Below are 24820 nucleotides of genomic sequence, written 5' to 3' on the forward strand. Positions count from 1 at the left end.
ATACCGCGCTACCAACTACCGCGAACGCCCAGTGTGGAGGCCGGGCTCTACTTCGACGTGTAGAGGCCGGCGAGGGCCGGTGGGAGCGGGCCCTCGTGCAGGACGCCCAGGCGCTGGGTGGCGCGGGTGAGGGCGACGTAGAGTTCGGCCGCGCCGCGGGGGCCGTCGGCGAGGATGTGCTCGGGCTCGACCACCAGGACCGCGTCGAATTCGAGGCCCTTGGTTTCGGAGGCGGGGACCGTGCCCGGCATGCCGGGCGGGCCGATCACAATGCTGGTGCCCTCGCGGACCGCCTCGTCACGGGTGAATTCCTCGATGGCCGAAGGCATCTCGCCGAGGGTGAGCTGTCGCGCCCACGGCTGCACGCCGCAGGAGCGTACCGACTCCGGCGGCGTGACCTCGGGCGCGAAGCCGGTCAGGACGGCGGCGGCCACGGCCATGATCTCCGCCGGGGTGCGGTAGTTCACCGTGAGCGAACGGTAGGCCCAGCGGCCGGGAACGTACGGTTCCAGCATGGCGTCCCAGGAGGTCGCGCCCGCCGCGGACCGGCGCTGCGCGAGATCGCCCACCACGGTGAAGGAATGGCTCGGGCAGCGGCGCATCAGCATCCGCCAGTCCATTGCCGACAGCTCCTGCGCCTCGTCGACCACGATGTGCCGGTAGGTCCAATCCCGGTCCGCGGCAGCACGTTCGGCGAGTTCCCGGGTGTCGCGTTCCAGGAAGCGCTCGGCCAGGTCGTCGCCGTAGAGCAGGTCGGTGGCGAACAGGTGATCCTCGTCGTCCATGTGGTCGGCGCGGCCGACCAGCAGGTCGAGCACGCCTTCGGCGTACGCGGCCTGTGCCTTCCGTTCCCGTTCGGCCGCCGCGTCCGCTGCGGAGGTGTCACGGCCCAGCAGATCGACCAGCTCGTCGAGCAGCGGGACATCGGACACCGTCCACGCCGCACCGTCCGCGCGCCACAGTCTCTCGTCGGCGCCGGCCGCACGCAGCCGGTCGGTGGACGAAAGCAGTTCCGCCAGCAGCGTTTCCGGTGTCAGCGTGGGCCATAGCTCGTCCATCAGCGCCGTGAATCCGTCGTGCTCGGCGAGTTCGGTGCGCAGATCGGTGCGCATGTTCTCCCAGGCCTCACGGTCGTCGCGGGTCAGCCAGCCCTCGCCGATCCGCTTGATGGCCCGCTCGGTGAGCGCCCAGGTGAGCACCTCGAGGAAGGTCGAGCGAGCCTGGTTGTGCGGCAACCCGCTACCGCGCGCCTCCTCCCGCGCCCAGCCGGCGATATCCGCGCCGATGCGCACCGTCACATCCGACAGCTCGATCGACACCGGCTCCTGCGGCACCCGCTGACGGTCGGCGATCGCGGCCTTCAGCACGTCGAGGATCCGCAGGGATCCCTTGAGCCGCACCGCTTCCGGTCCGTCCTCGGCCGTGATGCTCAGCCCGGGCATGAGATCACCGGTGGTGGTGAACACCACGTTCGTCTCGCCCAGCGACGGCAGCACCCGCCCGATGTGCCTGAGGAAGGCCGTGTTCGGGCCCACCACCAGCACGCCGTTGCGTTCCATCTGCGCACGCTGGGTGTACAGCAGATACGCGACCCGGTGCAGCGCCACCACGGTCTTGCCGGTGCCCGGCCCGCCCTCGATCACCAGCACACCCGGGTGATCGAGCCGGATGATCCGGTCCTGCTCGGCCTGAATGGTGGCCACGATGTCGCGCATACCCTCGCCGCGCGGCGCGTTCACCGCTGCCAGCAGGGCCGCGTCACCGCGCTCGCCGTCACCGGGATGGCCGAACACCTCGTCGGTGAAATCGGCCACCAGCCGCCCGCGCGTGTGGAATTGGCGACGACGCCGCATGTTCTCCGGGCTCGCGGCGGTCGCGATATAGAACGCCTGCGACGCCGGCGCCCGCCAATCCAGCAGCAGCGGTTCGAATTCGTTCGCCTCGTCGAAGATCCCGAGGCGCCCGATGTACGAGTGCTCGCCGGTCACGCTGTCCAGCCGCCCGAAGCACAGCCCGTTGTCGGCCACCTCGAGGCGCTTGACCTCCTTGCCCAGCGCCCGCACCTCCGCATCCCGCTCCACCAGGGTGGTGCCGCGCGAGCGCAGCGTCTCGCCGTAGCGGCCCTTCACCCGGGCCCGCTCGGCGTCCAGCCGCGCGTACAGCCCGGTCACATACTCCTGCTCCGCGAGCAGTTCCTTCTCGTACCCCTGGTCCGACACCAGCACCACACCTTCCCGCCTGGCCATTCCCCGCTGCCCACCCGCGCGCCCATTCGCGCAGGTTGCAGCCCTCGGCCAGCGATTGTGCGCCAACACCGGGGCCTTGCCGCAAGTCCCCCACTGTGTTATATGGTTGAAGGGGTAAGGACGACGATCCTTTCCATTCCTTCCTCTTCCTCCCTCCCCATTCCGCTACGCCACATTGGGTTTTCCCAGGCCGCGGCAGGGCGCTGTCCGCCCGAGGCCAGGGTCAGGATGCGCGGAACCGAGGTGCGCCTCCAGCTGCGGGCGGGTGTCCCCGAGCGCGATGAGCGCACCCAGGAGGTGAGGCGGCGCGGTCGCAGCGTTCGCTGCAGGGCACGGTTGTGCTCGACTGCGAGGGGCTGTCGGGCCTGCTGTCCGACGATCCGGCGATGGTCGCCCTGGTCGCAGAGGCGCGTGGGCGTCGGATGGAGATGGTGAACAGCGCCCTGACGATCATCGAAGCGCGCATCGAAAGACTGACCGGTCGCGATTGTCCGGGTTGCTGTTCATCATTCGCCGCGCGGCATCCGTGTTGCTCGCGGCGGGGCTGCATGGTCACAAATACGCCTTCGACGCCGCCGTGGCCGAAATGGCAGTGCGGCAGCCGCCGCCCGTGATCGTCATGACCTCGGATCCGCAGGATATGCACACTCTGTGCGGTGATGCGGTGCGAATCATCTCCCTGTGAGGTGAGCCTCGACGCGCCGAGCGCGGTTGCGGGGCGGGTTGGCGTGTTGTCGTTAGATTGTGGGTCAGGACGGATCGGCCGCGACGCGAGAATGGCCCGCAGGGAGGCGGGTTCGCGTCGGGGTGCGGGAATATCGTTGTGACACAACGTGCCACGCGAATGACAACGCGTGGTCATGTGGGGTGGAGTCGAACTATGACCTTGACCTCACTGGCCACGCACTGTGGTGGCACGGTCATACGATCCGGGGCTGACATATGCGGGAAGGCGAGTAGGCCATGGATCGAAATGCGTTCGTCGAGGTGATGAACGAGGCGAGCGGCATGCTGGACAGCGGCCGGGCCGACGAGGCGCTGGCCCGTTTGTCGGCGTTCGACGACGGGCTCGACGCGGCGCCCGATCCCAAGGAGTACGGCTGGATCGTCTCCTACCGCTTCCGATCGGCCTTCGCCGCGGGCGATTACGCGCAGGCCCTGCGCCTGGCCGAACACGGCCCGGCCCGCTACCCGGCCGACATCCCGCCCGCCACGCTGGCCACCATGTACTCGATGGCCGTCGAGGCCGCCACCCAGCAGAGCCTGCCCGACAGCGCCGTCGTCATGGCCGACCGCTGTATCGACCTGCGGCGCGCCCACGGCGAACACGCCGAGGTGCTGATGGCCGCCATGACCGCGTGCACGCTGCTCGGCGATATCGAAAGACACGATCTGGCAGGCAGATATGCGCAGCTGCTGATCACCGAGGGCGTCGGCCACGACGACTACCGCGGCTACGGCTACTACGCGCTGTGCGCCGCCATCGAACAGGGCGTCGGCGGCCATCTCGTCGACACCCTGCGCGCCGGGCGCGAATGGCTGGAGAGTCAGGACAACGAATTCGCCCGGGTGGCACTGGAATACCTGCAAACCGCGCCCAGCCTGCAGGAACCCCTCGCCGTCAACCTGGATCTGGACGACCCGCTGGGCAACGGTGTGCCGCTGTCGGATCCGATTACCCCCGACGCCATGCAGACCCAGTTCCTGCAGGTCGGCGACGGCGCGCCGCAGGCGGTCTCCGGTCAGTCCCAGCCGCCGGCCGCGCAGCTCGCCGGCGGCGAGACCGCCGACGCCCTCATGGACGCCAACCGGCCCGGCATCGCCGCGGCCGCCTACCGGGCGCTCATCGACGACGCCCTCTCCAGCGGCAGTCCCGATCCGCTCATCATGGGCAAGTCCACGCTGGGCCTGCTCACCGCGCTCATCTTCGACAACCGGGTCGGCGAGGCGCACGCGGTGTGGATCGACGAGCAGGGGCCGACCTACCTGGGCATCTGGTCGCTGGAGAACGGCCAGACCTCGGTCCACGACGCCATCGCCTACAACCTGGTCGCGGCTTTCCTGCACTCGCTGAGCAGCGGTGACCCCAATGCCGCCAACCACGCCGTGGACAGCCTCATGATGCGAAACGTGGAGTGGGCCTACGAGAACGACCAGCAGGCCGTCCCCGCCATGATCAACACCTGGCGGCGTCACCTCTACGAGATCCACGGCGGCGAGCCCGCTCCCGAATACCGCTGGCAGCTCACCCAGGCCGAACAGCGCTGGGGCGCGCCCGTTCCCGAGGGCGGCCTGTACTGGATGCGCCCCTACCGCTGGGTCGTCGACTGGGTCTGATGTGCCGGTGAGCGGTGGCCCGGTCTTCGCCGCCTAGGCTGAACCCATGGCAGCGACCGAAATCTGGCACAACCCGAAGTGCTCCAAGAGCCGTTCCGCCAAGGCGGTGCTCGACGACACCGGCACCGACTATGTCGAGCGCCGCTATCTCGACAATCCGCCCTCGGCCACCGAGATCCGCGCCGCCCTGACCAAACTCGGCCTCGAACCGTGGGATATCACCCGCACCGCCGAACCCGAGGCCAAGGAACTGGGCGTCTCGGCGTGGGGCCGGACCCCCGCCGACCGCGACCGATGGATCGAGGCCCTGGCCACGTATCCGCGACTGATCCAGCGCCCCATCGTCTTCACCGCGGACGGCCGCGCCTATCTGGCCCGCGACGAGGAAACCCTCGACGAACTCCGCTGAGCCTCAGGCCAGCGCGAAAACGGGGAAACCCGGGGCGATGTCGGCCAATTCGGCGTCGGTGGCGTGCTTGGTGACGCCCTCGAAGAAGCGGCCGACCTCCCAGCCCCAGCGGTCGAGGTAGGCGCGCAGTACCGGGATCTTGTCGGCGTCGGGGAGTTCGGTGGCGGTGAAGGTCTGGACCTTGCGGCCCAGGCGCAGTTCGCCGGATCCCGCGACGCGCAGGTTGCGGACCCACTGGGTGTGCCCGCGCGGCGCGACCAGGTAGCGGGCGCCGTCGTCGGTGGTGAGGACATTGACCAGGGTGGTGCGCCACTCGCCGGACTTGCGGCCGCGCACGGCCAGCAGCCGGGAGCCGGCGATGCTGATGCCGAGTTTGGGCAGCAGGTTGAAGAAGCGGTTCATGTAGGGGTCCAGGCCCTTCGGGCCGAGGTAGCGGGTGGCGGCGGTGTGGGCGTCCATGGGGCACTTCCTTCGATTTGCGAGAGCGGTGCTCTCTGATGTGATCAGTGTGCGCGCAAGGCGCTGGGTTGTCAAGAGCAGTGCTCTCGAAACTTGTCGGTGATCCGATTCGTGGCACACTGTCGGAATGAGCGTGCCCCGTACCGCCCGCGCCCGCGCCCGCGCCGAGATCACCCGCGAGATCACCGACGCCGCGCGCCGGCAGCTCGCCGAATCCGGCGCACCCGCGCTCTCACTGCGGGCCATCGCCCGTGAACTGGGCATGGTGTCCTCGGCGCTGTACCGGTATTTCCCCAGTCGCGACGAGCTGCTGACCACGCTGATCATCGAGGCCTACAACGCCCTCGGCGATGCTGTCGAGCACGCGGTCGCGACCGAGACCGCCCCCCGCGCTCAGTGGCGGGCCCTGTCGAATGCCGTGCGGGACTGGGCGATCGCGCACCCCCACGAGTACGCGCTGGTGTACGGATCACCGGTGCCGGGCTATCGCGCCCCGCAGACCACCGTCGCACCCGCGTCGCGCGGACCCCTCGCCGCCCTCGGCATCGTCCACCGGGCCTGGCAGTCCGGCACCCTGGCCACGCCCGCGGAAACCCTCACCCCCGAACTCGAGACCCAATCCGCCCTGATCGCGGCATTCCTGAACTCCGGCATGCCCGAACCGGCGGTGGCGCGCGCCATGGTGGGCCTGACCCAGCTGTTCGGCGTGGTCACCTTCGAGCTGTTCGGGCAGCTGGACAACACGATGGACCCGGCCGGGCCGTTCTTCGCCTACTCGGTCGAGACCATGGCCGACCTCATCGGGCTCACCGAGTAGCACTCGAACCTCGGTGCGCTACAGCGGGAACGGTGGCGCGCCGACCCCGGCGATCCGCAGATTCCCCCACGGGTCCCGCTCCTCGAGCACGCCGGGCGCGGGCGCACTACCCGGCACGGTCAGGAACACCTGCCCGCGGCCGGGATCGGGCAATTCGCTCCCATTGACCGCGGAAATCCGCCCGTGCCAGTGGAATTGGCCATCGATCGGATCGAGATGCCCGGTCAATGCCACGCGCACCGCCACCTCGGTACCGGGGGTGTCCAGCAGTGCGGGCCCCGAATAGTCCGGTGCCGCTTCGGGTTCGGTGAAGCCGGCGTGCGGGTCGGCCGCTGCGGGGGAGTCGCGCCGGGTTCGCCGGAACCTCACAGCAGCCCTCGCCGCCGCCAGAGACGTTTGCCGATCGGCCCCATCAGCCCCTGTGCGTCCAGGAACGCACCGAGATTCGCGGCGCCGAGCCCCAGCGCCCGCCGCGAATGCGGGTTGGCGCGGGCCAGCTTCCGGGCCGCCCGCCCGTCCTCGATGCCCGCGCGGACGTACATGTGCCAGTTGGTCATCAGGTAGACGAACAGGGGAGCGGCGACCGCGACACACAGTCGCGTGTAGTGCACTTCGGTCTTCGACAGGGTCGGCACCCGGTCTGCCAGGGCCGCGCGCGCGAACCCGATGTGGCGCGCCTCCTCGGTGACGTGAATCCGCATGGCCCGCGCCACCAGCGGCTGCAGCTGTGGATCGTCGAGGGTGCGACGCTGCAGTGCGTCGAAGATCTCCTCGCCCACCAGCGCACCCACCCAGACCATCGAGCCTCGCAGGAAGAGCTGCAGGGCGCTGATCGTCCAGCGCTCGAGCCGGTTCGGCCAGTAGGGCCGCGTGCCGATGCGCTCGATCAGCTTGCCGAACATCATCATGTGCCGGCATTCGTCGCCCATCTCGGTGAGCGTGTAGTGCGCATGCCGGGAGGTCGGATCGCCTGCCATGAGCTCGCGCAGCAGGAGCCGGTTGAGCAGGTTCTCGAACCAGATGCCGACCGACAGCACATTGGCGAGCTCCTCGCGGGAGAGCTCGCGGCGCTGCGCGGGCGTCATGCCCTCCCACAACGGGGTGCCGTAGAGCGAGACGACCTCGGGCGGCAGGAACAGTTTGTCCGGATCCAGCGGGGCGTCCCAGTCCATGTCGACGACCGGGTCGTAGGACTTCTTGACCGATCCGGTCAGCAAGCGCTGAGCGAAGGACTCACGCCCGGGCAGTGCGGCGGCCGTGGGGGCGGAGACAGCGTGATCGCCCATGACAGCTCCTGATTCGTTACTGATACAGGCTGTTACACTCAGATTAGTGCTACATACTGTCTCGGTCAACGGTGAGGTGAGTATCGTGAGGCCCGTGACCGGCACCCGACGCAGACCCGCGCAGCCCTCCCTCCGGGACCGAGAGCGGGCGGCCGACGGTCGCAGCACCCGCTGGAACGGCCACAAGGCCCAGCGCCGTGCCGACATGCTCGATGCGGCGCTGGCCGTCATCGAGGAGAACGGCACCGAGATCTCGGTCCAGCAGATCGCCGACCGCCTGCAGGTCCCGCGCCCGGTCGTCTACCGGCACTTCGACGGTCGCGCCGACCTCGACGACGCCATCCGCCGCCACATCCTGGAATCCCTGACCGCTGAACTGCTGCCGCGCCTGCATCCCGACGGCACCGTCCGCGACCTGGTGCGCGGCGCGGTCGGCAGCTACGTCGGCTGGGTCGAACGCCACCCGGAACTGCACCGCTTCCTGGCCGTCGGCGACCCGCACGGCGAGGCCTCGACCGCTCTGGCCGGCGCTCGCGACCGCATCGGCGGCCGGCTCGCCGACCTGTTCGCCGACGCCCTCGAGCGCTTCGGCATCGACCGGAATCGGGCCCGCCCCATGGCCTTCGGCACCGTCGGCTTCGTCGACGGCGTGGTCAACAGCTGGCGCGCCGCCCCCACCTTGTCCTCCGAGCAAGTCGAGGGCATCCTCGCCGAATCGGTCCTGGCGCTGCTCGAGGGCAACGCCCGCAGCCTGGATGTCCCCCTCACCCGCGACACCGTGGTGAGTGAACTGCTGTCCCGAGCGGAGGCCGCGCGGGTGGTGTAACCAGCACAACCGAATCCGCCTCGCCTGCCTCAGCGACGAGCTCGGGCTGAGTGACTCGGACGGCCGCTGAGTGATCAGCGGCTTCCGCGACCGGTGAGCGCGCGGTAGCTGCGATTCCACAGCCACTCGACCGGCCCGCGGTCGAAGCGGCGCAGCCAGACATGGGCGAACACCAGCATGAGCGCGCAGACCAGCACATAGATCCCGGCGGTGAACGGCACCCGCGCATTCGCCGACACCAGGCTCGCCAGCCCCAGACCCCAGCCGTAGCACAGGAATCCCGACACCAGGTTCTGAACGATGTAGCAGCTCAACGCCATTCGGCCCACCTCGGCGAAGCGGCGCGCGACGAAGCCGGGGTCCGGGCGGTGCGCGTAGCACTCCGCGACCACGGCCAGGATGCCGAGCGAGACCAGCGGCGCGGTGCCGTAGCGGGTCACCAGAATCAGGTCGCCGCCGGTCAGGCCGAGGATCAGATCGACCGGTGCGGCGACCGCGAACCCGATCACCATGAGGCGCTTGCGGATTCGCGCGCCCTCGGGCCGGAACACCCCGGCCCGGAACAGCCGCGCGCCGACCAGGAACAGCGCGATCGACATCGGGAAGATGAAGATCGGCTCGAGCCGGAACAGCAGCACGTGATCCCAGCGGAAGGCCACCAGATCCCAGAACGAGCCGTCCGCATACGGATTCGGGTCCAGCGGCCGGTGCCCGCCGTCCCCGCCCCCGGGGCCCAGCACGATCGCCACGGCGATCAGCGACAGCATGGTCAGGTGGATGCCCGCCGCCACCATCAGCCAGCGCCGTTGTGCCTGCGGGCTCGTCGCCAGGATGAACGCCACCACCAGCCCGGTGACCGCGTACCCCATCAGCACGTCGAACTCGGCGACGAAGAAGAAGTTGACCAGCCCGTCGAGCAGCAGCAGCCCGGCCCGGACCGGATATCCGCCCGGCCAGGCCCGGCCGCCACGCACCGCCGATCGCTGCTGGATAGCCAGCCCGATGCCGAACATGATGGTCAGCAATCCCAGGAACTTCCCCTGCACCAGTTGCTGCAGCAGCCGCTCGGTCCACAACCAGGCTCCGTGCGGTTCGTCACCGCGCGAGAGGTAGCCGAGCAGCCCTTCGGCATTGGTGAAGATCCAGATATTGGTGCCCAGCGTCCCCAGAATGGCGATGCCGCGCAGCACGTCCAGTGCCGCCAGCCGCCCCGAACGTGGCTGCGCGGAAACGGGATTCGGGTCCTCGCCGGGGGTGGGCGCGAGCGCCGGGCGCGGGGCGGAAGCCGATTCGACCATGCCGGTCATTGTGCCGTCGCCGCAGCTCGGCGCGGATCGCCCGGGAGAACGACCCCGGCTACGACCAGCGAATGACCCCAACCCGGACAGTCCAGCCGCGTCCGGGCGTGCCTTTCGCCTAGGCTCGATCGCATGCAGCGCATCATCGGAATCGAGGTCGAGTACGGCATTTCGACGCCTACCGAGCCGTCGGCCAACCCGATTCTCACATCCACCCAGGCGGTGCTCGCCTACGCCGCGGCCGAGGGCGTGCCGCGCGCCAAGCGCACACGCTGGGACTATGAGGTGGAATCGCCGTTGCGCGACGCGCGCGGTTTCGATCTCGGCCGGCTCAACGGGCCCGCGCCGGTGATCGACGCCGACGAGGTCGGCGCGGCCAATATGATCCTCACCAACGGAGCCCGCCTCTACGTCGACCACGCCCATCCGGAGTACTCCGCCCCCGAGGTCACCGACCCGCTGGACGCGGTCATCTGGGACAAGGCCGGTGAGCGCGTCATGGAGGCCGCCGCCCGCTTCGCCTCCAGCGTCCCCGGCGCCCCGCGCATGCAGCTGTACAAGAACAACGTCGACGGCAAGGGCGCCTCCTACGGCACCCACGAGAACTACCTCATGAGCCGCGAGACCCCGTTCAACCAGATCATCCTGGGCCTGACCCCGTTCTTCGCGTCCCGTCAGGTGATCTGCGGCTCCGGCCGGGTCGGCATCGGCCAGTCCGGTGACCAGCCCGGTTTCCAGCTGTCGCAGCGTGCGGACTATATCGAGGTCGAGGTCGGCCTGGAGACCACCCTCAAGCGCGGCATCATCAACACCCGCGACGAGCCGCACGCCGACGCCGACAAGTACCGCCGCCTGCACGTCATCATCGGCGACGCCAACCTCGCCGAATGGTCCACCTACCTCAAGGTCGGCACCACCGCCCTGGTGCTGGACCTGATCGAGGCCGGCGAGGACCTCTCGGATCTGCAGCTGGCCCGCCCGGTCACCGCCGTGCACACCATCAGCCACGACCCGACTCTGCGTGCCACCGTTGCGCTTTCGGACGGCCGCGAACTGACCGGCCTTGCGCTGCAACGCATCTACCTCGACCGGGTCGAGAAGTTCATGGACCGCACCGGAAACGACGACGAGCGCACCAAGGACGTCATCGAGAAGTGGGCCCACGTGCTGGACCTGCTCGAGCGTGACCCCCTCGAAACCGCGGACCTGCTCGACTGGACCGCCAAACTGCGCCTGCTCGAGGGCATGCGCAACCGTGAGGGCCTGTCCTGGGCCGCGCCCAAGCTGCACCTGGTCGACCTGCAGTACTCGGATGTGCGCCTGGACAAGGGCCTCTACAACCGCCTGGTGGCCCGCGGCTCCATGCAGCGCCTGGTGACCGAGCAGGATGTCACCGACGCCATGACCAACCCGCCCACCGACACCCGCGCCTACTTCCGCGGCGAGTGCCTGCGCCGCTTCGGCGCGGATATCGCGGCCGCGAGCTGGGATTCGGTCATCTTCGACCTGGGCGGCGACTCCCTGGTCCGCATCCCCACCCTGGAGCCCCGTCGCGGCACCAAGTCCCACGTGGGCAAACTCCTGGACGGCGTGCACACCGCCTCGGAACTGGTCCAGCAGCTGACCCACTAGGCCATGCGGAAGGGGTACGGGAACTGAATCCCGTACCCCTTTTTCGTGTCCGCGACATGGCGGCGGGGAGATCGCGGCAACAGCACAATGACGCTTAATCCGGCATGTTGTCCCCGCTGGTGGGTAGTGTTGGGGGACGAGCATCGGATCTTCTCCGGTGCTCGCCGATGATCACAGAGGAGGTCGGCTGCTATGGCACAAGAGCAGACCAAGCGCGCCGGTGGCGGCGACGAGGACGAGGGCCCGGTCGGCGACGGCGGGGCGGGACAGGAGCGTCGCGAGAAGCTGGCGGAGGAAACCGACGACCTGCTCGACGAGATCGACGACGTGCTCGAGGAGAACGCGGAGGACTTCGTCCGCGCATACGTGCAGAAGGGCGGCCAGTGACCCAAGGTGACCCCCTGCGGCTCCAGTTGGGGTTCGCCCAATCCTCTTTCTCCGAGTACCTGCGTTTGCACGCTCCGGAATTGTTGCCCGGCAACGGAATCCGACCCGACGGCACGCACCCCAATCCGGGCGTGCCGTCGGACATAGCGCCACACGGCACCACCATCGTCGCGGTCAGCTACCGCGGCGGTGTGCTGATCGCGGGCGATCGCCGGGCCACCCAGGGCAACCTGCTGGCCAGCCGTGACATCGAGAAGGTGTACATCACCGACACCTACTCCGCGGCCGGCATCGCCGGCACCGCGGGCATGGCGATCGAGATGATCCGCCTGTTCGCGGTGGAACTCGAGTACTACGAGAAGATCGAGGGCGTGCCCCTCACCTTCGACGGCAAGTCCAACAAGCTGTCGAAGATGGTGCGCGACAACCTCCCCGCGGCCCTGCAGGGTCTCGCGGTGGTGCCGCTGCTGGTCGGCTTCGACCCGGACGCGCAGGACCCGGACAAGTCCGGGCGCATCGTGTCCTACGACGTGGTCGGCGGCCGCAGCGAAGAGCGCTTCGGGTACACCGCGGTGGGGTCGGGTTCACTGTTCGCCAAGTCGTCGCTGAAGAAGACCTACGCGCGCGGGATCGATCAGGACCGGGCGCTGCGGATCGCGATCGAATCGCTCTTCGACGCCGCTGACGACGACACCGCCACCGGTGGGCCCGACACGATGCGGAACATCTACCCGACCGCGATCGTGATCGACGCCGAGGGCTCCGAGGAAGTGACCGAGGAGCGCCTGAAGGAGATCACGCGGGCGATGGTGGAGGAGCGGGCCGCGCTGGCGGCAGAGGGGATCGGCGAAGCATGACACTGCCGTATTACGCGTCGGCCGAACAGATCATGCGCGACAAGACCGAACTTGCGCGCAAGGGCATCGCACGGGGCCGCAGTGTCGTGGTGCTGGTGTACGACAAGGGTGTGGTGTTCGTGGCCGAGAACCCCTCGGCCACCCTCCACAAGATCAGTGAGCTCTACGACCGGGTCGCGTTCGCCGCGGTCGGCAAGTACAACGAGTTCGAGGCGCTGCGCCGCGGGGGCATCCTGCAGGCGGATCTGCGCGGCTACCAGTTCGACCGCCGCGATGTCACCGGCCGCTTCCTGGCCAACCTCTACGCGCAGAGCCTCGGCACCATCTTCACCGACCAGCTCAAGCCCTACGAGGTGGAGATCTGCGTCGCGGAGGTGGGCTATCCGGAGCAGTCCTCGAACTCGGTGCTCTACCGCATCAACTTCGACGGATCCATCGTCGACGAGCGGGAATTCGTGGTGATGGGCGGCAACACCGACCCCATCACCACCGCCCTCAAGGCCTCCTACCAGCCGGGCATGGATCTGCATTCGGCCATCGCCACGGCGGTGGCCGCGCTGCAGAAGGCCGTCCCCGAGGGCGACAAGGACAAACAGCGCACCCTGGGTTCCGCCTCGCTCGAGGTGGCAACCCTGGAGCAGTCCCGGCCGCGGCGGGCGTTCCGCCGCATCCAGGGCGCCGCGCTGCAGGAGTTGGTGACCGGCACGGCGCCGACCGCGAACGCGGCGGCCGAGGCCGAGAAGCCGTCGAGCGGGGACCCGTCATAGGGCCCGCGCCGGCGTAGGCAAATCCCGCTATTCGGGATAAGGCTCCTTTGCACTCTCAATAGCAGAGTGCAAAGGAGCCTTGCTTTTTCGCAGGGTAGAGCGCGTGCCACGTTGCATCCCGTGCTAAATCGTTGTGAATACGTTTGCATCAGCTGTCCGACAAGCCCGTTACCGGCGACAACTCCGCTGTAATGTCGATAGGGTGCAGCGACGAATCATGGGGATCGAGACCGAATTCGGGGTGACGTGCACGTTCCACGGTCACCGTCGGTTGAGTCCTGACGAGGTGGCCCGGTATCTCTTCCGCCGGGTAGTTTCCTGGGGCCGTAGCTCGAACGTGTTCCTTCGTAATGGTGCCCGGCTCTACCTCGATGTCGGTTCCCATCCGGAGTACGCCACGGCCGAATGTGACAGCCTGGTGCAGTTGGTCACCCACGACCGCGCCGGCGAGCGGGTCCTGGAGGATCTGCTCATAGACGCCGAGCAGCGGCTCGCGGAGGAGGGTATCGGCGGTGATATCTACCTGTTCAAGAACAACACCGACTCCGCGGGCAACTCCTACGGCTGCCACGAGAACTTCCTCGTGGTCCGCGCCGGCGAGTTCTCCCGGATCTCCGACGTGCTGCTGCCGTTCCTGGTGACCCGCCAGCTGATCTGCGGTGCGGGCAAGGTGCTCCAGACGCCGAAGGCGGCCACCTTCTGCCTGTCGCAGCGGGCCGAGCACATCTGGGAGGGCGTCTCCTCGGCGACCACCCGTTCCCGGCCGATCATCAACACCCGCGACGAGCCGCACGCCGATGCCGAGAAGTACCGGCGTCTGCACGTGATCGTGGGCGACTCGAACATGGCCGAGACCACCACCATGCTCAAGGTGGGCACGGCCTCGCTGGTGCTCGAGATGATCGAGGCGGGTGTCGCGTTCCGAGACTTCGCTCTGGACAACCCGATTCGCGCCATCCGCGAGGTGTCGCACGACCTGACCGGCCGTCGCCCGGTGCGGCTGGCCGGTGGCCGGCAGGCCTCGGCGCTCGACATCCAGCGTGAGTACTACGCCCGCGCCGTCGAGCACCTGCGCAACCGCGACCGCGACCCGCAGGTCGACGCCGTGGTGGATCTGTGGGGCCGCACCCTGGACGCCGTCGAGGCGCAGGACTTCGCCAAGGTGGACACCGAGATCGACTGGATCATCAAGCGCAAGCTGTTCCAGCGCTACCAGGACCGCTACAACATGGAGCTGTCCGATCCCAAGATCGCCCAGCTGGATCTGGCCTACCACGACATCAAGCGCGGCCGCGGCGTCTTCGACCTGCTCGCCCGCAAGGGTCTGGCCAAGCGGATCACCGAGGACGAGGCGGTCGACGCGGCGGTGACCACGCCGCCGCAGACCACCCGCGCCAAGCTGCGCGGCGATTTCATCACCGCCGCTCAGGAGGCGGGCCGCGACTTCACCGTCGACTGGGTCCACCTCAAGCTCAACGATCAGGCCCAGCGCACGGTGCTCTGCAAGGACCCGTTCCGCTCGGTCGACGAGCGCGTGGATCGCCTCATCGCCTCCATGTGAGCAGTGTGAACCGGCCGCGAACCCTCCGGTTCGCGGCCCGTTCCGCGTTTGTCTCCGGCGGTTCGGGGGCAGAGAGAGGGGAAACGCGACCGCCCGTGCTCCACATCGCCTACACGCCCATTACTCTCTACGGGGTGGCGATATCCAAGGTCGAGCGGTTGATGAATCTGGTTATCGCGCTGCTGTCCACCCGGCAGTTCCTGACCGCGGAGCGTATCCGGGAGTCGGTCGCCGGGTACGAGGAGTCCGCGAGCGACGAGGCGTTCAGCCGGATGTTCGAGCGCGACAAGAACGAGCTGCGCGATCTGGGCATACCCCTGGAAATCGGTCCGGTGAGCCGGTATTCGGGTGTCGAGGGCTACCGCATCAACCGGGATGCGTACGAACTGCCCGATATCGATCTGACCAGCGAGGAGTCCGCCGCGGTCGCGGTGGCGGTGCAGCTGTGGGAGTCCCCGGAGCTGGCCGCGGCCGCCGAGGGCGGACTGCTCAAGCTGCGCGCGGCCGGTATCCACGTGGAGCCCGACGCCGGGGTGTCGGCGGTGCCCGCGGTCCCGGCCCGCACCCGCGGCTCGGAACCGGTGCTCGGCAAACTGCTCGCGGCCATCGACGCCGGACGGGCGGTGACGTTCAAACACCGTCAGTCCCACGGAGATCCGGTGGAACGGGACGTACAGCCCTGGGGTGTGGTCACCCACCACGGCCGCTGGTATCTGGTCGCGCACGACAATGTCCGTGACGCGCAGCGCGTGTTCCGCATCTCCCGCATCGACGAGGACGTCACCGAGTACGGCCCGGCCAATGCGGTGCACAAACCCGAGGACCTGGACCTGCGGGCCGTGGTCGCCGAGGTCACCGCGCAGACCCCGATCAGCGGCTCGGCCACGGTGTGGGTGGCCGAGGGCCGCGGGCAGGAGATCCGCCGGCTCGGACCGGTCATGGAGGAGCGCACGCTCGGCGGACGTTCCGGCTCGATCGTGGAGGTGCCCATCCGATCCCGGGACTGGCTGGCCCGGCTCATCACCGGACTCGGCGCGGACGCCCTGGTGCTCGCCCCGGAAGACCTGCGCGAGAATGTGATCGCGCGCCTGAAGTCGGTGCTGGAGCGGACGGAGGTGTCGGCATGAGCGAGGCTGCGTCGCGGAAACGCCGGGGAGACAATGTGATCGACGCCGGCGGCGCGCGCCGGGGTGGAACCGGTGAGGGCGCACGGGCTTCCGATGGTGCGAAGGACCGGCGGGGGAGCGCGGCGGCCAGCACCAGCCGGCTCTCGACCCGGCTGGCCCGGCTGCTCAACATGATTCCGTACTTCCAGGCCAATCCGGGCATCAGTGCGGCGGAGGCGGCGGCCGAACTCGGCGTGTCCTCCAAGCAGCTGATGACCGACCTCAACCAGCTGTGGATGTGCGGCCTGCCCGGATATGGTCCGGGCGATCTCATCGACCTGTCGTTCTCCGAGGAGAGCATCGAGGTCACCTTCTCCGCGGGCATCGACCGACCGCTGCGGCTCACCTCCCTGGAGGCGACCGCGCTGCTGGTGGCGCTGCGCTCCATCGCGGACCTGCCCGGCATGGTGGATCCGAGCGCGGCGCACGCGGCCATCGCGAAGATCGAATCCGCCATCACCGGACGGGAATTCGCCGGACCGCCGCTCCCCGTGCCGGTCGAGGCGCCCGCCGTGGCGACCGTCCGGTCCGCGCTGGAGCACGATCACGCGCTATGCCTGGTCTATTACTCGGCCAGCCGCGACGTGGTCTCCGAGCGCATCGTGGACCCGATCCGAATCGTGCTGGTGGACAACAACAGCTACCTGCAGGCGTGGTGCCGGCAGGCCGAGGGCGTGCGCCTGTTCCGCCTCGACCGCATCGAGGAGGCCACCGAGCTCGACGAGCCGGCTCGCCCGCCCGCCGAGGCCGCCGCGGACGAGACCGCCGCGCTGGACCTGTTCGTCGACGATCCCGCGGTCCCGCTGGCGCGCTTGCTGATTCGCCCCGACTACGCCTGGGTGCTCGAGCAGTACCCGATGCACCGGGTCACCGCCCACCCGGACGGCAGCGTCGAGGCCACCATGCGCTTCGCCACCCTGGACTGGATGGCGCGGCTGCTGCTCGGCTTCGGCGCCGGCGTCACCGTGCTGGGCCCGGTCGAACTGGTGACCGCGGTGCGCGAGCGGTCCAGCTCGGCGCTGGCCGCCTACGCCGGGCTCGAGGGGGTCGGTCCCGCTTGAGTTTCCGTGTGACGGTGCTGGGGGCGGGCAGCATCGGCTGCTACGTCGGCGGCCGGCTCGCCGCGGCCGGGGCCGAGGTCACCTTCGTCGGACGGCCGCGCGTGGTGGAGGAACTGCGCACCTTCGGGTTGCGGCTCACCGATCTGGACGGCAATGACGCGCGAGTCGAACCGGATGCCTTCCGCGCGGTCACCGAGCCCGCCGGCGATGCCGATCTGGTGCTGATCACCGTGAAATCCGCGGCCACCGCCACCGCCGCCGCCGAACTGGCCGGCCTGCTGCGGCCCGGCACCGTGGTGATCAGCCTGCAGAACGGCATCGGCAACGACGCGGTCATCCGCGAGCTCCTGCCCACCTGTGTGGTGCTGGCCGGGATGGTCATGTTCAATGTCGTTCATCACGGTCAGGGCCGCTTCCACCGGGGCACCGCGGGCACGGTCGACGTCGCCGACGACCCCGTGCTCAACCGGTTCGCCCCGGTCTTCGCCCAGTCCGGTCTGGGCTTCGAACGGTATGCCGATCTGCTGCCCATCCAGTGGGCGAAGCTGCTGCTGAACCTGAACAATCCCATCAACGCGCTGTCGGGCCGCCCGCTGCGCGAGGAACTCGGTGCCCGCGACTACCGCCGCTGCCTGGCGCTGGCCCAGCGGGAGGCCCTGGACGTGATGGCGGCCGCCCGCATCCGCCCGGCCCGGCTGACGCCGCTGCCGCCGGAGCTGATGGCCCGGCTGTTGACCGTGCCCGATGGCCTCTTCCGCCGGGTTGCCGGAAAGGTGCTGGCAGTCGATCCGGTGGCCCGCTCGTCCATGGCCGACGACCTGGCTGCCGGACGCAAAACCGAAATCCCTTGGCTGTGCGGTGAAATCGTGAGTCTCGGGGCCATGGTAGGAATACCCACGCCGGTGAACCAGAAGCTGATCGAACTCGTGTCAGCTGCGGAGAACGGCGACCGGCGCACCTGGTCGGGCCCGGAATTGCTGGAACAGCTCACCGACGCCGCCCGTGACGGCGCGGCGAACAAGGGTTGACAACAAGCTTCGCGATATGCGGGTCCGGTAGCATCGGACTCACCAGAGTCTTTGGAGGTAATGGAATGACAGGCGCCATCAGCCCGTGGCACTTGCTGATCGTCGTGCTGATCTTCTTGCTGTTCTTCGGTTCGAAGCGCATGCCCGACGCGGCCCGTAGCCTGGGTCGCTCGATGCGCATCTTCAAGACCGAGGTCAGCCAGATGCAGAACGAGGGCAAGACGGGCGAGGCCGCTCCCGAGGCCCAGGCCCAGCCGGTGCAGCCGCCGGCCCAGCTGCCGCCCGCCCAGCCGGTGCAGCCCACGCCGCAGCCGAACGACCAGCAGAAGGCCTGAGGCCACGACCAGCCGGGATGAGCGCCGCTCATCCCGGATGAGGCGTTGTCCGGGTCCGGTTTCTCCGGATCGTCAGGGGCGGGCAGTAGCGCCCGCGTCTTCTTTGGCCGCAAGGCGGAGGCAGTCACACACACATGCGCATCCCGTTCGATCCCCGGCGCAGCAAGCGCCGCACGAACCCCGACGGCACCATGTCCTTGGTGGAGCACCTCTCGGAGCTCCGCAGGCGCTTGCTCATCGCGCTGGCGTGGGTCGCGATCGGCACCCTGTTCGGGTTCTTCTGGTACTCGCATTCGATCTTCGGGATCGAGAGTCTCGGCGAGATCCTGCGTGGTCCCTACTGTGATCTGCCCGCCTCCTCGCGGGCCAATCTGAGCACCGACGGCGCCTGCCGATTGCTGGCGACCGCGCCCTTCGAGCAGTTCACGCTGCGCCTGAAGGTCGGCACCACCGCGGGTGTGGTGGTGGCCAGCCCGTTCTGGCTGTATCAGCTGTGGGCGTTCATCACGCCCGGTCTGTACGCCAAGGAACGCAAGTACGCGATCTCGTTCGTGGCGGCGGGCGCGGCGCTGTTCGTCACCGGCGCGGTGCTGGCGTACTGGGTGGTCGCCCACGCGCTCAGCTTCCTGATGACCATCGGCAACAATGTGCAGATCACCGCGCTGAGCGGTGCGCAGTACTTCAGCTTCATCATCAAGCTGCTGGTCATCTTCGGTGTCAGCTTCGAAACCCCTTTGCTCATCGTGGGTTTGAACTTCCTCGGGGTGCTGACCTATCAGCGGCTCACCAAGTGGCGGCGCGGACTGATCTTCGGCCTGTTCGTGTTCGCGGCCATCGTGACCCCGCAGGACCCGATCTCCATGCTGTCGCTGGCGCTCGCGCTGACGCTGCTGTTCGAGATCGCGGTGCAGTTCGCGCGCCTCAACGACAAGCGCCGGGCCCGCAATGCGGAGGCCTGGGACAAGCTGGCCGACGACGAGGCGTCCCCGCTGGACACCACGCCCGGCGGTGTCGACGCCCCGACTCCGGTGCCGACCGCGGAACCGGTGGCCGCGACACCGCTCGAGAAAACAACGCGAGGCGTGTCGGATTACTCCGATACTCTCTGAAAAGTGACATCAAGGTCGCTTACTGGCGAACTGGCGGCATTCGCCGCCGAACTGAAATTCGAGCTCGATCCGTTCCAGCGGCAGTCGTGTGAGGCGCTCGAGGGCGGGCACAGTGTGCTCGTCTGCGCGCCCACCGGCGCCGGCAAAACCGTGGTCGGCGAGTTCGCGGTGCATCTGGCGCTGGCCGCGGGCGGGAAGTGTTTCTACACCACGCCCATCAAGGCGCTGTCGAACCAGAAGTTCGCCGATCTCACCGAACGTTACGGTCGCGACGAGGTCGGCTTGCTGACCGGCGACCAGTCCATCAATCCCGACGCCTCGGTGGTGGTGATGACCACCGAGGTGCTGCGCAACATGCTGTACGCGAGTTCGGATGCGCTGCGCGGGCTTTCGTACGTCGTCATGGACGAGGTGCACTACCTGGCCGACCGCTTCCGCGGCGCGGTGTGGGAGGAGGTCATCCTGCACCTGCCGCCGGAGGTGCGCCTGGTCAGCCTGTCCGCGACGGTCTCCAATGCCGAGGAGTTCGGCGCGTGGATGGAGACCGTGCGCGGTGACACCGCGGTGGTCGTGGACGAGACCCGGCCGGTGCCGCTGTGGCAGCACGTCATGGTCGGCAAGCGCATGTTCGACCTGTTCGACCCGAAGTCCAGCGACGCCAAGGTGATCGTGGACGGGGACCTGCAGCGCTACATCAAGCATCGCGAAGCCGTTGACCGGATGGACAATTGGGCGGTGCCGGGGCGCGGTCGCGGCGGGCCGCGGCGCTCGTTCCGGCCCATGCCGCGGCCGGAGGTGATCGCCCGGCTCGACGACGAGGGGCTGCTGCCGGCGATCACGTTCATCTTCAGCCGCGCCGGATGCGATGGCGCGCTGGCACAGTGCGTGCGCTCGCGGCTGGATCTCTCGCGCGAGGACGATCGCGCGGAGATCGACGCGATCATCGAGAAGCACACCGGGGACCTGCCGCGCAGTGACCTCGAGGTGCTCGGGTACTGGGAGTGGCGCGAGGCGCTGCACCGCGGCTTCGCCGCCCACCACGCGGGCATGCTGCCCGCCTTCCGGCACACGGTCGAGGAACTGTTCGTGCGCGGGCTGGTGCGGGCCGTGTTCGCCACGGAGACACTGGCTCTCGGCATCAATATGCCGGCGCGGACCGTGGTGCTCGAGCGGCTGGTGAAGTTCAACGGTGAGAGCCACGCCGAGCTGACGCCGGGGGAGTACACGCAGCTCACCGGGCGGGCCGGGCGGCGCGGGATCGACGTCGAGGGCCACGCGGTGGTGCTGTGGCAGCCGGAGGTGGACACCAGCGCGGTGGCGGGTCTGGCCTCGACGCGGACCTATCCGCTGCGGTCGTCGTTCCGGCCGGGCTACAACATGTCGATCAATCTGGTCGATCGCATGGGCGCGGTGGAGTCGCGGGCGCTGCTGGAGCGGTCCTTCGCCCAGTTCCAGGCCGACCGGTCGGTCGTGGGCCTGGTGCGGGGCATCGAACGCAACGAGGCCCAGCTCCGCAAGCTGCGCTCGCAGCTCGGCGACGAGAGCTTCTTCGAATACATCCAGCTGCGCGAACGAGTCCGGGACCGGGAGCGGCACCTGGAACGGCAAGGCCGCACCGACCGGCGGCAGGCCGCGGTGTCCGCGCTCACCACGCTGCGGCGCGGTGATGTGGTGGTGATTCCGTCCGGACGCCGCCAGGGTCTGGCCGTGATCCTGGAACCCGATGCGACACCGGGTGATCCGCGTCCGCTGGTGCTCACCGAGGACAAGTGGGCGGGCCGGGTCTCGGCCGCCGACTTCCCGACGCCGGCCGAATCACTGGGCCGGCTGCGGCTGCCCAAGCATGTCGACCATCGCACCGCGCGGGTGCGCCGTGACCTGGCGTCCGCGCTGCGCAGCACCGGCATCACCGTGCCCCGGCGCGGGCGGCAGGGCGGCGGCAAGTCCAAGGCCGCCGACGACCGCGAGCTGCAGACCTTGCGGCGGGCATTGCGCAATCATCCGGCGCACTCGCGGCCGGATCGGGAACAGCTCGCGCGCATCGGCGAACGCTACAACCGGGTCGAGCGCGAGACCGAGCACCTGCGCCAGCAGGTGGCGGCCACCACCAACTCCCTGGCACGCACCTTCGACCGCATCCTCGGGCTGCTCGAGGAGCGCGGCTATGTCGAGCACGGCGAGGTCACCCAGGACGGCCGCCGCCTGGCCCGCATCTACGCCGAGGCGGATCTGGTTGTGGCGGAAAGCCTTCGGCAGGGACTGTGGCGCGGGCTCGGCCCGGCCGAGCTGGCCGCGGTGGTGTCCATCCTGGTGTACGAATCCCGGCAGGAGGGCGGTTACCTGGGCGCTTCGGGCCCGACCGCGCCGATTCGCCGGGCCGTGGACGCCACCATCGGGGTGTGGTCGCAGTTGCGCGCCGACGAGTCCCGGCACCGGGTGCAGCCCACCCGCGAACCCGACCTCGGTTTCGTCACGGGTGTCTACACCTGGGCCCGCGGCGACGATCTCGCCGATGCGCTGCTCGCCAGCGGCGATCGCGGAAACCCGCTCTCCGCGGGCGATTTCGTGCGCTGGTGCCGCCAGGTCATCGATCTGCTGGACCAGATTCACAGCACCGCCGACGACCTCGAGGTGGCGGCCACGGCGAGCAAGGCGGTGCGGGCGATCCGCCGGGGTGTCGTAGCCGTGGACGCGGCGTAGTAGATACGACTGTGCTTTGATTCTTGGATGTACCGACCGCAGTGGGGACACGAGCGTGTGCCCGCTCGGGGGGCTAGCGTGAGTACAACGGATTGCTATTGGAGGCAAGCAGATGAGCGGCCCGTACGGACCGAATGACGCCCCTGGTCAAGGGGGAGGCAACGATCCGACGCAGCAGTGGGGCGGTCAGCAGCCCGCGCCCGGCGCCGGACCGACTCAGCAGTGGGGTGGCCAGCAGCCCGCCCAGCCGACCACGCAGTGGGGCGACCCGTCGCAACAGCAGCAGCCGGCCCAGCAGTGGGGGCAGGGCCAGCCGCAGCAGCCGTGGGGCCAGTCGCAGCCGCAGCAGCCGGTGCAGCAGCCGTGGGGGCAGAGCCAGCCGCAGTGGCAGCAGCCGCAGGGTGACCAGCAGTGGGGACAGTCGCAGCCGCAGTGGCCGCAGCAGGGTCAGCCCGGACAGCCGGGTCAGCCGGACTGGAACCAGCAGGCGGGCCAGCAGTGGCCGCAGCCGCAGCAGCCGCCCGCCGGCAAGAAGAAGACCGGTCTGATCATCGGGATCGTGGTCGCCGTGGTGGTGGTGCTGGCCGCGGCCGGCGGCGGTCTGGCCTGGCTGCTGAGCAAGGACCAGCTGGACAACAAGGCGGTGCAGTCCGGGGTGCAGAAGGTGCTCAAGGACTCCTACGGCATCGACGACGTCCAGGACGTGAGCTGCCCGTCGGGTCAGAAGGTCGAGGTCGACAAGACCTTCGACTGCACCCTCAAGGTGGGTGGCGAGAGCAAGAAGGTGACCATCAAGATCACCAAGGATGACGGCACCTACGAGGTCGGCCGCCCCAGCTGATTTTTTTCCGGGCGGGGGAACTGGGCAATTGTGTTGGGCCCGGGCGTGATCGGATGATCGCGGCCGGGCCCTCGCGTTTGCCAGGGGTTGGCTGGTCGTCGCTGACGAGTACAGTGGGCCGAAATCTTCTCGTTGATCGTGATCGGGGGCAAGATGAGTTCGACTGTTCGTATCGTGGGCTGGACCGCGACCGTGGTGGCCGTGGCGAGCGCCGGGCTGGCGTCCGCGCCGTTCGCGGGCGCCAAGGCAACCGGCCCCGTGGTCAACGACTGCATTACCAACAAGACCGATGTGCAGCCTGCCGGCATGGTGTTGGCGTGTGGCGACGGCGGGCTCAGCGTCCGCGACATCACCTGGGGCAGTTGGGGTCCCGACACCGCCGAGGGCGACGGCACCGAGTACCGGCGCGTGTGCCAGCCGAGCTGCGCCGCCGGGAAGACCGCCTCCGGTACCACCCACATCACCCTGCGCAATCTGCAGGACGGTTATTTCACCGAGGCCGCCATCACCGATCTCGACGGCAAGCCCGAGACCTGGCCGGTGGGTCCGCTACGGCACTGATCAGCGCTTGGCCATGGCGGTGATGAGCCGCTTGACCGGATTCTCGGCGTTGTAGGCGGTGGCCAGTTCCGCGAGGCGATCCGGGTCCGCCGGAGTGACGGGCAGCAGGTCCGGGCCCGAGTGCGCGACGTCGGCATCCCGGACGACCCGGACGACGGGGGCCGCGGCCTTCAGATAGTCGTCGGCGGCAACGAGTTTCGCGCGCACACCCTTGGCGAGATCGGAGTCCGGATCGGCGGCCGCGGCGCGCAGGGCCTCCACCGAGCCGAAACGGGAGATGAGCTGGGCGGCGGACTTGTCGCCGATGCCCGCGACGCCGGGCAGACCGTCGGAGGCGTCGCCGCGCAGGGTGGCCATATCGGCGTAGGCGGGGCCCGCATTCTCTTCCGGCACACCGTATTTGGCGGAGACCTCGGCCGGGCCCCAGAGCTCCGCCTTGGCCAGGCCGCGGCCGACGTAGAAGACGCGCACCGGAGGTGCCGGGGTGTCGCGGACCAGCTGCAGCAGGTCCCGATCGCCGCTGACGACGATCACCTCGTCGGTGCCTTCCCGGGTGGCCAGGGTGCCGATCACGTCATCGGCCTCGAGGCCCTCGGCGCCGGCGGTCGCGATGCCGGCGGCCTCGAGCACCTCCATGATCATGTCGACCTGCGGGGTGAGGGTGTCCGGGACTTCCTCGGCCACGACCCCGGCGACCGGCTCGCCGGCGTCCTCGGCCACCCGGTGGGCCTTGTACGACGGCAGCAGATCCACCCGGAACTGCGGCCGCCAGTCCAGGTCCAGGCACACCACCAACCGGCTCGGCGCATGCTGCTTGACCAGCGCGGCGACCATGTCGGTGAACCCGCGTAGCGCATTGACCGGACGCCCGTCGGGTGCGGTGATCTTCTCCGGGATCGCATAGAACGCCCGGAACCACAGACTGGCCCCATCGAGCAGCAGCAGCGGACCGGCGGCAGGGGTGCTCATAGCGGTCGACCCTACCGGGACCGGCCGACAGGTCCGCGCAGCGCGGTTGGGTAGTCGGGCGCGTGGAATTCGTCTCCGCGATCGTCGGACGCCGATACCTCGGCGCATCGCGGCCGCGGAGTTCGCTGCGCTGTCCGGACAGGTGCGCCACATGGGTGGTCGGTGGCA

At 69.0% G+C, this 24820-nt stretch carries 24 protein-coding genes; 18 read left to right on the plus strand and 6 right to left on the minus strand.

Annotated elements, in window-relative coordinates:
- Window positions 1-47: 47 nt before the first annotated feature.
- On the minus strand, window positions 48-2246 hold the full coding sequence (gene helR, locus ACFXKA_RS09390) for an RNA polymerase recycling motor ATPase HelR (RefSeq protein ID WP_379426789.1): 2199 nt from the start codon (window positions 2244-2246) through the stop codon (window positions 48-50).
- A gap of 496 nt (window positions 2247-2742) precedes the next feature.
- Between helR and ACFXKA_RS09395 the strand changes: the two genes are divergently transcribed.
- The 3 genes from ACFXKA_RS09395 (at window position 2743) to ACFXKA_RS09405 (ending at window position 4992) form a co-directional block, all read left to right on the plus strand.
- The gene (locus tag ACFXKA_RS09395; protein ID WP_379426790.1) at window positions 2743-2931 is read left to right on the plus strand and encodes a hypothetical protein; all 189 of its coding nucleotides are present in this window, start codon (window positions 2743-2745) and stop codon (window positions 2929-2931) included.
- A gap of 278 nt (window positions 2932-3209) precedes the next feature.
- Window positions 3210-4583 carry a hypothetical protein gene (locus tag ACFXKA_RS09400; RefSeq protein WP_354832151.1) on the plus strand — a complete coding sequence of 458 codons (1374 nt, stop codon included), beginning with the start codon at window positions 3210-3212 and terminating at the stop codon, window positions 4581-4583.
- Between the two features lie 46 nt (window positions 4584-4629).
- Window positions 4630-4992 carry an ArsC/Spx/MgsR family protein gene (locus tag ACFXKA_RS09405; RefSeq protein ID WP_379426791.1) on the plus strand — a complete coding sequence of 121 codons (363 nt, stop codon included), beginning with the start codon at window positions 4630-4632 and terminating at the stop codon, window positions 4990-4992.
- 3 nt (window positions 4993-4995) lie between these two features.
- On the opposite strand, the gene ACFXKA_RS09410 is transcribed toward ACFXKA_RS09405, so the two are convergent.
- Complete coding sequence (locus ACFXKA_RS09410) at window positions 4996-5451, minus strand: nitroreductase family deazaflavin-dependent oxidoreductase (protein WP_354832155.1); 456 nt, start codon at window positions 5449-5451, stop codon at window positions 4996-4998.
- Between the two features lie 127 nt (window positions 5452-5578).
- Between ACFXKA_RS09410 and ACFXKA_RS09415 the strand changes: the two genes are divergently transcribed.
- Window positions 5579-6268: a TetR/AcrR family transcriptional regulator gene (locus ACFXKA_RS09415; protein ID WP_354832157.1), complete on the plus strand. Its 690-nt coding sequence runs from the start codon at window positions 5579-5581 to the stop codon at window positions 6266-6268.
- An 18-nt stretch (window positions 6269-6286) separates the two neighbouring features.
- On the opposite strand, the gene ACFXKA_RS09420 is transcribed toward ACFXKA_RS09415, so the two are convergent.
- Together ACFXKA_RS09420 and ACFXKA_RS09425 are read right to left on the minus strand one after the other, a co-directional pair.
- The gene (locus ACFXKA_RS09420; RefSeq protein ID WP_379426792.1) at window positions 6287-6637 is read right to left on the minus strand and encodes a DUF4873 domain-containing protein; all 351 of its coding nucleotides are present in this window, start codon (window positions 6635-6637) and stop codon (window positions 6287-6289) included.
- Window positions 6634-7554 carry a diiron oxygenase gene (locus ACFXKA_RS09425; RefSeq protein WP_379426793.1) on the minus strand — a complete coding sequence of 307 codons (921 nt, stop codon included), beginning with the start codon at window positions 7552-7554 and terminating at the stop codon, window positions 6634-6636. Before ACFXKA_RS09425 ends, ACFXKA_RS09420 begins: the two co-directional genes overlap by 4 nt.
- A gap of 94 nt (window positions 7555-7648) precedes the next feature.
- Between ACFXKA_RS09425 and ACFXKA_RS09430 the strand changes: the two genes are divergently transcribed.
- Window positions 7649-8380, plus strand: coding sequence for a TetR/AcrR family transcriptional regulator (locus ACFXKA_RS09430; RefSeq protein ID WP_379426794.1), 732 nt, complete (start codon window positions 7649-7651; stop codon window positions 8378-8380).
- A gap of 74 nt (window positions 8381-8454) precedes the next feature.
- On the opposite strand, the gene ACFXKA_RS09435 is transcribed toward ACFXKA_RS09430, so the two are convergent.
- Complete coding sequence (locus ACFXKA_RS09435; protein ID WP_379426795.1) at window positions 8455-9678, minus strand: DUF418 domain-containing protein; 1224 nt, start codon at window positions 9676-9678, stop codon at window positions 8455-8457.
- 132 nt (window positions 9679-9810) lie between these two features.
- On the opposite strand from ACFXKA_RS09435, the gene dop reads away from it, so the two are divergent.
- The 13 genes from dop (at window position 9811) to ACFXKA_RS09500 (ending at window position 23683) form a co-directional block, all read left to right on the plus strand.
- The gene (dop, locus tag ACFXKA_RS09440) at window positions 9811-11310 is read left to right on the plus strand and encodes a depupylase/deamidase Dop (RefSeq protein ID WP_354832167.1); all 1500 of its coding nucleotides are present in this window, start codon (window positions 9811-9813) and stop codon (window positions 11308-11310) included.
- 192 nt (window positions 11311-11502) lie between these two features.
- Window positions 11503-11697, plus strand: coding sequence for a ubiquitin-like protein Pup (locus tag ACFXKA_RS09445; RefSeq protein WP_033089305.1), 195 nt, complete (start codon window positions 11503-11505; stop codon window positions 11695-11697).
- Entirely contained in the window at window positions 11694-12554 is an 861-nt protein-coding gene (gene prcB, locus ACFXKA_RS09450) for a proteasome subunit beta (protein WP_354832170.1), read from the plus strand. Before ACFXKA_RS09445 ends, prcB begins: the two co-directional genes overlap by 4 nt.
- Entirely contained in the window at window positions 12551-13321 is a 771-nt protein-coding gene (gene prcA, locus ACFXKA_RS09455; RefSeq protein WP_354832172.1) for a proteasome subunit alpha, read from the plus strand. The genes prcB and prcA overlap by 4 nt, the downstream gene beginning before the upstream one ends.
- Before the next feature lie 202 nt (window positions 13322-13523).
- Entirely contained in the window at window positions 13524-14882 is a 1359-nt protein-coding gene (pafA, locus tag ACFXKA_RS09460) for a Pup--protein ligase (RefSeq protein ID WP_354832174.1), read from the plus strand.
- Between the two features lie 134 nt (window positions 14883-15016).
- Window positions 15017-16009 (plus strand): YafY family protein, encoded by a 993-nt coding sequence (locus ACFXKA_RS09465; RefSeq protein WP_354832176.1) that lies wholly within the window; start codon window positions 15017-15019, stop codon window positions 16007-16009.
- Window positions 16006-17109 (plus strand): YafY family protein, encoded by a 1104-nt coding sequence (locus ACFXKA_RS09470; RefSeq protein WP_354832178.1) that lies wholly within the window; start codon window positions 16006-16008, stop codon window positions 17107-17109. Before ACFXKA_RS09465 ends, ACFXKA_RS09470 begins: the two co-directional genes overlap by 4 nt.
- Window positions 17106-18137, plus strand: a complete 1032-nt coding sequence (locus ACFXKA_RS09475; RefSeq protein ID WP_354832180.1) for a 2-dehydropantoate 2-reductase — start codon at window positions 17106-17108, stop codon at window positions 18135-18137. The genes ACFXKA_RS09470 and ACFXKA_RS09475 overlap by 4 nt, the downstream gene beginning before the upstream one ends.
- Window positions 18138-18202: 65 nt before the next feature.
- Complete coding sequence (gene tatA / locus ACFXKA_RS09480; protein WP_354832182.1) at window positions 18203-18472, plus strand: Sec-independent protein translocase subunit TatA; 270 nt, start codon at window positions 18203-18205, stop codon at window positions 18470-18472.
- A gap of 134 nt (window positions 18473-18606) precedes the next feature.
- Window positions 18607-19581: a twin-arginine translocase subunit TatC gene (tatC, locus tag ACFXKA_RS09485; protein WP_379426796.1), complete on the plus strand. Its 975-nt coding sequence runs from the start codon at window positions 18607-18609 to the stop codon at window positions 19579-19581.
- 3 nt (window positions 19582-19584) lie between these two features.
- Window positions 19585-22281, plus strand: a complete 2697-nt coding sequence (locus tag ACFXKA_RS09490; protein WP_379426797.1) for a DEAD/DEAH box helicase — start codon at window positions 19585-19587, stop codon at window positions 22279-22281.
- A 112-nt stretch (window positions 22282-22393) separates the two neighbouring features.
- Window positions 22394-23122, plus strand: coding sequence for a DUF4333 domain-containing protein (locus ACFXKA_RS09495; RefSeq protein ID WP_354832188.1), 729 nt, complete (start codon window positions 22394-22396; stop codon window positions 23120-23122).
- 153 nt (window positions 23123-23275) lie between these two features.
- Window positions 23276-23683, plus strand: a complete 408-nt coding sequence (locus ACFXKA_RS09500; RefSeq protein ID WP_379426798.1) for a hypothetical protein — start codon at window positions 23276-23278, stop codon at window positions 23681-23683.
- Here ACFXKA_RS09500 and ACFXKA_RS09505 read toward each other — a convergent pair whose 3' ends face one another.
- A complete protein-coding gene (locus tag ACFXKA_RS09505; RefSeq protein WP_379426799.1) occupies window positions 23684-24652 on the minus strand; it encodes a 5'-3' exonuclease H3TH domain-containing protein in 969 nt (322 codons plus the stop codon). It abuts the gene before it with no gap.
- Window positions 24653-24820 lie beyond the last annotated feature (168 nt).

It is taken from the genome of Nocardia sp. NPDC059228 (assembly GCF_042754245.1).
Lineage (GTDB): Bacteria > Actinomycetota > Actinomycetes > Mycobacteriales > Mycobacteriaceae > Nocardia.